Origin of the sequence: Ancylomarina sp. 16SWW S1-10-2 (genome assembly GCF_009669305.1) — a bacterium.
Classification (GTDB): domain Bacteria; phylum Bacteroidota; class Bacteroidia; order Bacteroidales; family Marinifilaceae; genus Ancylomarina.
The window spans coordinates 155,867-168,569 of record NZ_SADB01000005.1; the positions used below are offsets into that span (position 1 = coordinate 155,867).

Annotated in this window: 10 protein-coding genes; 1 reads left to right on the plus strand and 9 read right to left on the minus strand. The window is 32.0% G+C overall.

Annotated elements, in window-relative coordinates:
- Positions 1-58: 58 nt before the first annotated feature.
- From EMN46_RS05725 to EMN46_RS05760, 8 genes are all read right to left on the minus strand, one after another.
- Positions 59-1,282 carry an alanine dehydrogenase gene (locus tag EMN46_RS05725; RefSeq protein WP_154199718.1) on the minus strand — a complete coding sequence of 408 codons (1,224 nt, stop codon included), beginning with the start codon at positions 1,280-1,282 and terminating at the stop codon, positions 59-61.
- A gap of 114 nt (positions 1,283-1,396) precedes the next feature.
- Positions 1,397-1,819, minus strand: coding sequence for a tRNA (adenosine(37)-N6)-threonylcarbamoyltransferase complex ATPase subunit type 1 TsaE (gene tsaE, locus EMN46_RS05730; RefSeq protein ID WP_154199719.1), 423 nt, complete (start codon positions 1,817-1,819; stop codon positions 1,397-1,399).
- A gap of 42 nt (positions 1,820-1,861) precedes the next feature.
- Positions 1,862-3,421: a bifunctional response regulator/alkaline phosphatase family protein gene (locus EMN46_RS05735; RefSeq protein WP_154199720.1), complete on the minus strand. Its 1,560-nt coding sequence runs from the start codon at positions 3,419-3,421 to the stop codon at positions 1,862-1,864.
- A 146-nt stretch (positions 3,422-3,567) separates the two neighbouring features.
- Positions 3,568-7,116 carry a tetratricopeptide repeat protein gene (locus EMN46_RS05740; protein ID WP_154199721.1) on the minus strand — a complete coding sequence of 1,183 codons (3,549 nt, stop codon included), beginning with the start codon at positions 7,114-7,116 and terminating at the stop codon, positions 3,568-3,570.
- A 184-nt stretch (positions 7,117-7,300) separates the two neighbouring features.
- Complete coding sequence (locus EMN46_RS05745) at positions 7,301-8,047, minus strand: amidohydrolase family protein (protein WP_154199722.1); 747 nt, start codon at positions 8,045-8,047, stop codon at positions 7,301-7,303.
- Positions 8,044-8,940, minus strand: coding sequence for a DUF4296 domain-containing protein (locus EMN46_RS05750; protein ID WP_154199723.1), 897 nt, complete (start codon positions 8,938-8,940; stop codon positions 8,044-8,046). The genes EMN46_RS05745 and EMN46_RS05750 overlap by 4 nt, the downstream gene beginning before the upstream one ends.
- Before the next feature lie 93 nt (positions 8,941-9,033).
- Positions 9,034-9,786, minus strand: a complete 753-nt coding sequence (locus tag EMN46_RS05755; protein WP_154199724.1) for an ABC transporter ATP-binding protein — start codon at positions 9,784-9,786, stop codon at positions 9,034-9,036.
- Entirely contained in the window at positions 9,783-10,523 is a 741-nt protein-coding gene (locus EMN46_RS05760; RefSeq protein WP_154199725.1) for an ABC transporter permease, read from the minus strand. The genes EMN46_RS05755 and EMN46_RS05760 overlap by 4 nt, the downstream gene beginning before the upstream one ends.
- A gap of 171 nt (positions 10,524-10,694) precedes the next feature.
- On the opposite strand from EMN46_RS05760, the gene EMN46_RS05765 reads away from it, so the two are divergent.
- On the plus strand, positions 10,695-11,777 hold the full coding sequence (locus EMN46_RS05765) for a mannose-1-phosphate guanylyltransferase (protein ID WP_154199726.1): 1,083 nt from the start codon (positions 10,695-10,697) through the stop codon (positions 11,775-11,777).
- Between the two features lie 43 nt (positions 11,778-11,820).
- Here the strand turns inward: EMN46_RS05765 and gldN are convergent, their stop codons facing one another.
- Positions 11,821-12,669 (minus strand): gliding motility protein GldN, encoded by an 849-nt coding sequence (gene gldN / locus EMN46_RS05770; RefSeq protein ID WP_154199727.1) that lies wholly within the window; start codon positions 12,667-12,669, stop codon positions 11,821-11,823.
- Between the last annotated feature and the right edge of the window lie 34 nt (positions 12,670-12,703).

Consider the following 12,703-nt stretch of genomic DNA (forward strand, 5'->3'; position numbering starts at 1 on the left):
TTATAAAGACAAACACACTAATAACTGAAATCAACCATTTAATGAATAGTTTTTCATATCACATAGATGTGAAAAATAGATTTATATCTTTTGCCAATATGCCAACACAATCGCCCAACGTTTGGTTAGTTAAAATACCTCTATAGACATAAGTTCCATGTCGTAAACCCATATCAGTTTTAATAAATTGATGCAAACCACCATTATTTCCAATATGCAATAATAAAGGGGCACAGATATTACTCATCGCTATGGATGCCGTTCGACTTACATACGAGGCCAAATTAGGAACACAATAGTGAATCACACCATGTTTTGTAAATACAGGATTTTCGTGCGTTGTTCTCTCCGAAGTCTCAAAACAACCTCCTTGATCAATACTTAAATCAATAATAACAGATCCAGTTTTCATTCCCTTAATCATATCCTCAGTTACAAATATGCCTAAGTGATTATTTTCGTAACTAAGAGCACCAATCACAACATCGGCCGATTTAAGAGCCTTAGCTAAAACAGAAGGATGAAACGTTGAAGTATGTATACGTTGATCAAGATGATCTTCCAAACGACGCAAGCGATACATCGAATTATCAAAGACTTTAATAGTTGCACCTAATCCCATAGCTGCACGACCAGCATACTCTGCTGCTGTACCGGCACCAAGAATTACAACTTCGGTAGGAGAAACACCTGTTACACCTCCTAAAAGAACGCCTTTGCCACCTTTGCTTTTACTTAAGTATTCCCCAGCGATCATAATAGCAGACACTCCTGAAATCTCACTCATTGTACGTACAACAGGGAAATGATCGTATCTATCTTTTAAATATTCAAAAGCAATAGCAGTGACTTTTTTCTGCATTAACTTTCTAATATCATCTGCACATTGGCAATTCACATGAAGAGCAGACATGATGACCTGATTTCCCTTAAGCATATCTATCTCATCTGATGATAAGGGAGAAATTTGCAAAACAAGATCACATTGGTAAATCTCGGCTCTAGTTCGAACAATCTGAGCACCATTGTCACTATATTCTCTATCAGAATAATTGGATGCAAGTCCAGCTCCTTCTTCAATAAGAATTTCGTGACCATTATTTACCAACATATCGACAGTAAGAGGGGTCAAGCAAATCCTATTTTCACCTTTATAATCTTCGCGAGGAAGACCAATAACCAATCTCTTCTTACCCTTCTCTATCTCTAACAATTTTTCCTTTGGATGATAAAATTCATAACCTGCAGGAAATTTTTTTGGTGTATCTCTCAAATTCGCCATAATCGTCATTTATGCCATTAACCTCTTCTTATAAAACACAAGTTAATGTTTTTTTTAAAGCTTAACCATTTTGATAATTACATCTAGAAATAAAGTGCCTTACTAACGTATGAATTAATCCATCAAAACATGAATTGTACGACCGCCATCTTCCTCTTCAGTAAAATTAAGATTAACCACATCAGAAGGTAATATTGACTCAATACGCTCAGGCCATTCTATAAAACATAGAGCTTTGCTATAAAAATAATCTTCATAACCAAAGTCATAAGCCTCTTGAACATCTTCTATTCTATAAAAGTCGAAATGATAGACAACTTTATTTTTGGGAGTACGATATTCATTAACAATTGCAAAGGTTGGACTATTAATGGTATCCTCAACACCTAACGCCTCACAAACGGCCTTTACAAAAGTTGTTTTACCGACTCCCATAGCGCCATACATTGCAAAAACGCGGCGATCTCCAATTAATTCGACAAACTGTTTTGCTACCGAATTGATATCTTCTAAACTTTTTATTCTTAATTCAGTCATCTTTAACTAATACTAATGATCCTACAATATAAAAAAAGTCACTTACTTTTTCTTTGGACTCAAAGTTATTAAAGGAATTAACATTTCCTCTATTGAAATACCTCCATGCTGAAATGTATTTTTATAATATGAGCTGTAATAATTATAATTGTTAGGATATGCCAAGAAATCTTCTCCTGTGGCAAAAATATATGAAGAACTCATATTCATTTGTGGCAAAAAGGCTTCAGAAGGTTTTGTAACCTCAAAAACTTGCTTGGGATTATAATTTAGATTCTTTCCCTGTTTATATCTCAAATTGGTATTTGTTTGTCTATCGCCAACAACTTTAACAGAATTCTGTACACGAATAGCTCCGTGATCTGTTGAAATGATCAGTTTAACATTTTGATCAGATAATTTTTTAATCAATTCCAATAGTTGAGAATGCTCAAACCAAGATGCTGTTAATGATCTATAAGCTGCTTCATCATTAGCCAATTCGCGAATCATCTCACTTTCGGTACGAGCATGAGATAGCATATCAACAAAATTATACACAAAAACATTCAACTGAGAGTCCAACATGGTTGATAAATTATCTATGATTTTAGCACCTATCTTGGTTGAGGAAACTTTCTCATAATTGAATTTAACATCCTTAAATTTTCGTTTTAGATGCAAACCAATTAACTCTTCTTCATGTAAATTTTTACTACTATCCTCATCATCATTAATCCATAACTTAGGGTATCTTTTCTGAATATCTAATGGCATTAAACCAGAGAACATAGCATTACGAGCATATTGTGTAGCAGTGGGTAGAATAGAACAATACATATCATCATCCTTTATAACAAAATACTCACTTATGATAGGATAAATAGCTTGCCACTGATCAACACGTAAGTTATCGATTAAAACAAAGACTACTTTTTCTCCCTTATCAAGTAATGGAAATACCTTTTCCTTAAAAACATTGTGTGAAAAGAGCGGTTTATCTTTAGTATCGGTATTCAACCAATCTAAATAGTTTTTCTTAATAAATCGGGCAAATAAGTTATTGGCTTCCGTCTTCTGCATTTTAAGAATCTCATCCATACCAGATTCTTCAATACCAGCAAGTTCTAATTCCCAAAAAACAAGTTTCTTATACACTTGTTTCCAATCATCGAAGTCCCTACAATCATTTATCTCCATTCCCAATTGAGAGAATCTAGATTGATATGCCGAAGTTGTTTTTTCCGATACGAGTCGTCGTTTATCTGTGTTTTTCTTAATGCTTAGAAGAATCTGCTTAGGATTAACAGGTTTAATTAGATAATCGCTAATATGCCCTCCAATAGCTTCATCCATAATATCTTCTTCTTCACTTTTTGTTATCATGACAATGGGAAGTGTCAAGTCTATTGCCTTTATTTCGGACAAAGCCTCCAAACCAGACATGCCTGGCATATTTTCGTCCAATAAAACCAAATCGTAATGGGTGTTACGAACCATGTCTATTGCTTCGGGACCATTATTACAGGTTTCAACAATATAATCTTTCCCCTCAAGGAAAATAATATGCGGTTTCAATAAATCTATCTCATCGTCAACCCAAAGTATCTTAATTGCTTTCATGTAAAAATCATTTAATGTTCTACAATTGGTAATATAATTACCCTTAATATTCAAAGTAGAAACAAGATTCATATAAAAGCGTACCTGTTCTACTCCTTAGCAACGTTCCATCCTCTAATATATTTCAACAAAAACATTAAGAAAGCTTAATTTAAATAACGTTTACTGAAAAACTTCAAATAGTCGTCTGAGTTCGTTAACATTTTAAATATTTCAAAATTATCTTTTGAGATGATAAAATTACGATAACCTGATTTCTCTACTTTAGAGAATAAGTTTCTATTGGAAATAATCGCTCTGAAATACATCATTGCCTGTTTTTTATTTCTCATATTACTTACCACAATCATATTATGCTCATCATCGAGTGGAATAAGCTCCGTTTTTAGAGTCTTCGTATTGTATCTTTTTATTCCATTCATAACGTCCTTAGCATTAATTCCTTCTTTTTTGAAAATTAAAACGAAGTCATGAGCTACATTAGCATCATATTGATAGGGTCCATTGTCATCAAAAACGTCTTCCTCACTCTTCTTATCGATAGATTTAATATAGTTATCACTGAAAAAAGACAGGTATTTATCTAAGCTTCTGTACTCAAAAAACTTCATGAAATTTTTGTCTCCAATAACAAAACTCTCGTAATCTACCTTAGCCAACTGATCGAACACCTTTTTGTCCTTTGTAATTTTATTAAAATAATCCATTGCTGAATTCTTTGTACCCAAATTACTCACAATCACCATCTGGTGTGTTTCATCATACTTCTCTTTTGTTACGCTAAAGTCTTTATCATGATTAAACACATCATTCCTTAATTTGAGCACATTCAGTTTGCGAGAAGGAATTAAGAGCACGAATCGGTGATTATCTTTAGAATCAATTTCGAAATTTTGATTTTCGCCATCATTGTTAATTAATTCTCCTTCTTGCTTAATAGCTGGTGCTTTCTTCTGATAATAATACTTCTTATAAAAGCTCAAATACTCATCTATCAATTCTTCCTTTTTCATTGTATCAAAATTTGACACAGATATTAAGAAGTTTTTATACGGTATCTTTTCTAAACCTTTATATGCCTTATCTGAAACAATAATCTTATTAAAATAATTTAAAGCTTCTTCTTTATTATCAAGTCCTTTTACAATAATAATAATCTCATTTTTATTTAATGATAAACGATCGGTTCTATAGCTTTTCTTAAAAGTCGTTCTATTATAACGATCAATATTAAACAATGTTCTATTAGGATCAGCAGCTCTTCTTTTGAATAGAAGAACAAAATAATGTTCTTCATTAGGTACATATTTGAAGTATTCTTTCTCAATTTCAGGACTCTCCCCATTAATCATTTCAAGAGCTAATTGATCTTCAATTCTCCAATTAATAAGTAGGCGATTCTGCCTTGCCTTATTCATATCATCTCGAGAATATCGCACCGGAACAGATCCTGCAATTAAGGTACTCAATATACCACTAGCAAGTTCTTCAATTTCAGAACTTGGTTTAGAATCTATAAGTTCCTGAAGAAGCTTTTTAAAGGTATCCACATCTTGAGTTCTCCCAACAGATAATGCTTTTAATAATAAGAAATTTGAGCCTATTTTTGATTCAGGATAAGCCTCTAAACCTTGCTCACATATAGAAATAACTTCCTCGTAATAGAAATTTTGAAAAGTATCATAAGCCTTTAAATATAAAGACTCAGCTTCATTATTTTGCATCTCTAACTTTAACCAATAGTTAGGATCTTTAATAGCTTTTGCATAATCAGTATCTGGAAATTCTGTTAGAATTTTATTCTTATAATATTCTGATTTTGAGATATTATTGCTTTGAATACTTAATGAATAACATTGGTAATATGCCGATAATAAATAGGGGTTATTAGGGTAACGACTAAGCAAGGTTTCCATTGTTTCAACAGCCTTAGCCTTATTATTCAAACGCTCAGAATAAACGAATGATGCCTCATGCAGAGCTTCCATTATTAATTCATTCGACTTGTCAATTAAATCATCAGTTAAAGGCAAGTCTGCAAGATAATATGCCTTACTCTTTTTGTCACCTTTTTCTACGACAGCTTCATTATCAAAGGTTTCGTCAACTGGCTCAACTTCTATATCTCCACCCGACTGAATAGATTTATTCTTACGCCTCCAATTATCAGAAAGTTTACGCCTTCCCCATTTACGCTGGAATTCCGATTTTCCCAATCCAACTGTTGTAGGATTATAGAAATACCAATTTCCTTGAGTTTGTGACGTGTTACTAGAACTCGTATTTCCAATCATATTATTCTGAGTGAAAAAGGTTTTATCTGCTCTATTCTCAGCCTCCTCAAGTTTTTTATTTTCTTCCTTCTCTAGCTCTATATCGATTAAACTAGTAATCAAAAAATCGCGTTCTTTCTCACTCATTGCAGCAACATTCTGCAAACTATCTTCACGTTCTATAATATTCAAATTATTTACAAGCTCAGTTAAATTGCCTACTCTTGAAGAAATCTTTGAATAGTTAGGGTAATTCTGATCAAGATAAACCATAGAACTATCATAACAGAGTTGAGCTTTCTTATAATTCAAGTCTGCAAAATAATTATCTGCTAGTTTAATAAATGATATAGCTTTCTGATTATCGTTAGCAACACTCTTTTGAGTCGAATTCCAATAATTTTCAATAGCGGCCTCTTTATCACCGTCAATCATATCCATCTCGGCTAAAGCAAAATATATTTGATCTCTATAATCTACATTCTTCTGATCCTTAAGCATTTTATTTAATTGCTTACGAAGCACTAAACCATTTTCAACCCCTGAATAAATAAGTGCTTGGGAGATTTTGGCATTAAAAGCCATTTCGTATATTGAATGTAATTTAATTAGGCTAAGAAATGCATCAGAAGCATTATCATTTTGATCTAATTTTTGATAAAGTTGTCCTAATATGTAATAATATTTTGCTTTTACACGCTTTGTTGATTGAAGATGAATTGCAGTTTGAAGGTTTGATATTGCAGATTGATAATCTTTCTCTCTAACATTTATATCAGCAAAAAGAGCTGCAATTTCTAATTTTGTTTTCTTTGATAGCTTAGGCAAAGCACTTACTTCTTCCAATAAAGAAGTAGCTTCTGAATAATTTTCCTGATCAATCTGACATCTAGCCAATTCAATCTGAAATTTAAATTTTTTATCCGATTTTGGAAAATCTTTCAATCCTTGCTCCAAAGCTTTCTCTGCTGTTCGATATTCACCCTTATAGAACTGAGCTTTACCAAGCAACAAATAGCAGTCTTCAATCCAATTATTAAATTCATTTTTTTTACGAAACTCCTTATATTTATCAGATTGTTTTACCTTTTTACGTTTAGGTTTTCTGGTAATAGAATGTAGTTTAATTGCCTTTGTAGCTTTATCTATCACATTATCGATATCTCCTGCGGCCAAGTCTCTTGCGCTAAGATCCTGATAATCGAAAACTGGCAAGATCGTATTATAGTTATATTCGATACCTTCTTCAATCTTTGTTTTCGCAGATTTTAAACTTTCCTTGCCATTAAAGTACACGTTAAAGTGAGTCGTGAGAGCGTGATACTGACGACTCACAAAAGTGTTTTTTTGATTAGAACAAGCTATTGAGAAGAAAACAATAGACAGGATCAAAATTGCAATATTTAATCTTCTTTTATTCAAAGCAAATCAATTTTATTGGAAATACTGTGAGACACGATTGTCTCAATATTGGATTTAAAAATACAAAACAATATACAAATAGATTAGTTAGCTATCAGCCTTAAGGATCAATTATTATATAAACTTACATCAATCTCATTAGGTTCTTTACACTTCAAAGATCAGAATCATTAAATGAGAAACTCTAAACTAAGACCTTAAGTTTACTATCTGCTTTTAGGCAAAATCTATCGTAATCAATATTTGTAATTAAGTTAACGCCAGGTTTTTTACCTGCTTTAAAACTTCCTAACTGATCAAAACCTAAAACATTGGCTCCATTCAAACAAGCCCATTTAATAAGTTGTTCTAAGTTTAGATTACAATTAAGATTTTGTATCAATTTGAGTTCATCAAAAACAGATAATTTTGAATGACTAGACAAACTACCTGTACCTATACAAAACGCTTTATCTAAAGAAATATTGTTAGTAAAAAGGCGTCCTAAAATAAAGTTTGGAAACCCCATTTCATCGAGGTAACGATCTGAAGAATCTCTTATGTCTTTAAAACTAATTTTTGAATTTGTTTTAAGATCTTCGCTTTGTTGTATTGAGAAGAAATCTGCAGCTCCCTTGGTTCCATAAGCTTCAAGATGATTAATCGCTCTCTGTATCGATTTAATATCTCCACTTTCACCAAGTTTTAATCCTGACATATCCTTACAGTCTACCTGAGGAGTAATCATATTTGGCCATGATAAAAAAGTAAAAACATCTACAAATCCAGGGACTATAACGCCACTATAATACTCAAGATTTTGAATTTCCTTAACAGATCCTTTTCTGTCAATAAGATCAATAATAAAATTATCATCATCTAAAATCAAGATCCCATTTTTCAAAGGAACTCCTGCATTGCTAATAATATAACTTGCAGTTATTTTTCTCATCTTTTTTTAGGTTCATCAACTTTACGAATCTGACGAGATCTTTCAAGATCTCTTATTCTTTCAGGTCTTTCGAGCTTATCATAGTTGCCTTTTCTAAGCCTTTCAAATTTTACAATCGAATCTAAACCTAAAGAATCACGTTTAATTTGTGGATTAAAAATCATTATTTTCTCAATATCGATATGTTGAGTGAAGTTAGTATCAACATTAGCCCAAGAAATAATATCTCCTCTAAGCTCCATAAATGTAGAGTCGGAATACTCCAATTGAGTTTCATATTTCACAAAATCCTCTGAATAATCAATCGGAATAGTATCAAAATAAATGAATTCCGTTTTCTTTAGAGAATCTTCCTTCCAGAAATAAGCACTTAAAACTGGCTTTACCGTTTGGTCGTTTTTAAATCTCTTAATTTTTGCACGAACGGTGTAAATTCCCATTTCTGAAACAGGTACAGAAAAGCTTAAAATCTTATGTTGACCACGAGCTAAATGTATTCGTCTTCCACCTTTCCATAAATTTACAGTATCACGCACAACTAAAGAATCCTTAAGAGCAATTCTAAACTGTGTATCCATTCTATTTAAAGAATCAATAACTTTTTCGTATATTTTTTCATACAAAGCCGAGTTTTGAGTATAAAAAGACACACAAGAATCAAATTGTTGTGGAGTGATATTATACTTTTTATAAATGGAGTTATAATAAAAACTTGGACGATACTCCCTACCACGGCTTGTAATATTCTCAGTAGTAAGTACACCATCAGTTAAATGGATATCGAATAAAATTCGAGTAAAGTCATCTTCTGAAAGAAATGTTTTCTCTTCTTTATCAGAACAAGAAAATAATAGTAATGTCGAGAAAAACAGAAGTACAAATTGTTTACACATAATGAGTCGGTGATGATTTTAACTGAGGCAAAGATAAAAATTCAGATCATAGAAACTTGTTAAAATATTTAAATCAAGATAATTCTATGGCATTTAAAGTTTCTTTTTAATCTTTTTAAAGAGATTGGATGCAAATACGAAGTTATTTAAAGATTGATTTTCTGTATCAAAGATTTCATGATTTGATCCTTCCCAGGCTTTTACTCCCTTATTTATAAAAAGAATCTTTTCACCTATTTCCATTACAGAATTCATGTCATGAGTATTTATGATAGTGGTCATTTTGTACTCAACAGTAATTTCGTGGATTAGCTTATCAATAACGATAGCAGTAACAGGATCGAGACCAGAGTTGGGCTCGTCACAAAACAAATAACTTGGGTTAAGTACAATGGCTCTAGCAATAGCAACACGTTTCTGCATACCACCACTTATTTCAGCAGGATACAGCTTGTGAGCCTTCTTAATGTCAACACGATCCAAACAGAATTTAACTCGAGCTCTTTTATCGTCCTCATTCATATCAGAAAACATATCTAGAGGAAAACTAACATTCTCTTCAACCGTTAAGGAATCAAATAGTGCTCCACCTTGAAAAACCATTCCCATTTCCTTACGAATCAACTTCCTTTCATTAAAATTCATTGCCGTAAAATCTCGATCGCCGTAATATATATGGCCATTATCAACCTCATGCAAACCAATAATAGATTTCAGAAGTACCGTTTTTCCAGAACCACTCTGCCCAATAATCAAATTGGTTTTACCAGCCTCAAATCGTATTGATATATCATTCAAAACATCTAATTCGCCAAAGGATTTATTGACATTCTTCAGTTCTATCATTTCAATAAAATATGAGTTAGAATCAAATTAGCTAATAAAATTAAAATACTACTATTTACTACAGCCTTAGTACTAGCTCTACCAACTTCTAAGGATCCGCCAGAAACATAATAGCCGTAAAAAGAGGAAACAGAAGTAATAATAAATGCAAAAACCACTGTTTTAATTAAAGAGTAAGATATATAATAGGGAATTATTGAATATTGTACTCCATATAAGAAATCTGCAACACTAACCGTATCGGCCAAATAACTGGCTAACAAACCACCTGTAATACCAACAAAAACACTTATTACATACAGAAAAGGATTAATGAATACTGCAGCTATAATTTTAGGAAAAACAAGAAAGTTGGCCGAGTTAACACCCATGATTTCTAAAGCATCAATTTGCTCTGTAACACGCATTGAACCTATTTCAGATGCTATGTTTGACCCCACTTTTCCTGCTAAAATTAAGCCAACAATAGTCGATGAAAACTCAAGTATCATCGATTCTCGAGTTGTATAACCAACTAAATAATCAGGAAGTAAAGGATTATCAAGATTATATGCTGTTTGCAAGCTAATAACAGCTCCCATAAAAACAGATATTATAACAACAATTCCTAAAGAATTAACGCCTAGTTTATATATTTCTTTAATAATCTGATCAAAGAATATGCGTCTTCTTTCTGGTTTAGAAAACACTCTATTCAGAAAAAGTACATATTGTCCTATGTTTTCAATAAAACTCATGAGATTTACATTTAATGATAAAAGTAACAATTATCCCTTAATTATAATGTAAAATAGTGAAAAGCCAAACAGAACATTAAAATCTTAATTTGAAATCAATGATTGAATGTGTAATTTTATGGGAAGCAATTTAATTGAATATCCTTGCTTAGATATATAAAAAATACAACAATGAATTCAAATAATTACTGTGTTATTATGGCTGGCGGAATCGGTTCACGATTTTGGCCACTAAGTAGACAAAAAAGTCCGAAACAATTTCTTGATATTCTAGGTACAGGAAAAACTATGATTCAAATGGCTTTTGCTAGATTTAATTCTATTTGTCCTACCGAAAATTACTTTATAGTAACCAACGAACAATACAAAGATATAGTTCTCGAGCAACTTCCTCAGCTTAAACCTGAGCAAGTTCTACTGGAACCCATAATGCGAAACACGGCACCGTGTGTTGCATATGCTAATTATAAAATTAAACAAAAAAATAAAAATGCCCATATCATTGTATCACCAGCCGATCATCTAATAACAAACGAAATAGAATTTATTAATGTTGTAAATAAAGGCTTAGAGTACATAAAGTCTACTGACAAATTACTTACACTTGGGTTAAAACCTAATCGCCCAGAAACAGGTTACGGCTATATACAAGTTGAAAACAATGAAGTAGGAACAGGCATATCTAAAGCTAAAACTTTTACAGAAAAACCAGATCGTGAGTTAGCAAAAATATTTATGGAATCGGGTGATTTTTTCTGGAATTCCGGAATCTTTATATGGACATTATCCGCAATCGATAAAGCTTTTAAAACTTTACTACCTGATATTAACGCACTTTTTACTCAAGAAGAAAATACTTTAAATAAAATTACAGAGAAAGATTTCATTAATAAGATATACCCTGAATGCCAAAACATATCTATAGATTATGGCATACTAGAAAAATCAGACAACGTATATGTATTCTGTGCTGATTTTGGTTGGTCTGATCTAGGTAATTGGGGCTCATTGTACGATAGATTGGATAAAGATGAAGCTGGGAATACTATACAAGGTAATAATGTAATGCTTTACGACTCTGAAGACTGCTTAATAAATGTACCAAAAGAAAAACTCGTAGTTGTACAGGGAATGAAAAATTATATTATTGTAGATAATAAGGACACTTTACTTATCTGCAACAAAGGGAATGAACAAGATATAAAGACTTTTATAGGAGATATTAAAATCTCTAAAAAGAATAAATTCATATAAAAAAAGGAGCCTAATGGCTCCTTCTTTTGTAGGTTATAATAGTTTAATATTCCCAGAAATCACTTTCCATATTCATAATATCATTTTTAATCCTTTCTGACTCCAACATAGTTTGAAGACCTACAGTATAAGATTCAATTGATCTATTATCGTGAACATTAGAAACCTGAGTAATATAACTTGAAAAACGTCTCTTCATAAACAAATCGTCATAAGAGAATCGTCTTGCATCATTAAATTGATTAAATACTTCATGAGTAGCTAGCAATTGTCGAGCTTCGGGAAAGAAAATCCAAAACATTTTCTTTTTGCGTAATCCATCAAGTTCAGAATCACCATCCTTTACGTATTCACGAATAGGACATAAACCTATAATTCTAACTTGTAATGTAGAACTTTGTTTATCAAAAATCCACTGCTCTTTTACCCAATACTTAGTTACTTCACTTGTAGTCATTGATCTAGGAACAATTTTAGTTTCCATTAAACCTGTCTCCCTATTCGGTTGTCTAATAGTATCTACTCCTGCCCCAAACTTAGAACGAATATCTTCAAGCGTCAATGGTTGTGTAAACTCATCATCTTCGGTATCGTAAGCTGTAAGGCCTTCATTTTCGATTCCAAACATTAAAAGATCAATTAAACTATATCTATCATCCATTGGACGAGTAGGATAATACATTGGCTGATTCATCTTCTCACGGAGATTAATAACTCTCCAAATCAGTTTTGAGAACATAACATCAGCTTCACGTATGTGAGCATATGGAATTGGTTTCTCATTAACTATATGATTTTTAGAATAAATACTAGTAGCAGTTGTTTGTGCGTTAGCTTGGTAAAAGCTACACAAAATGATTAAACCGACTAATAAAAATATAATCTTTTTCATCCGTAAATAATTTAATATGTCAAAGGCAGATTAC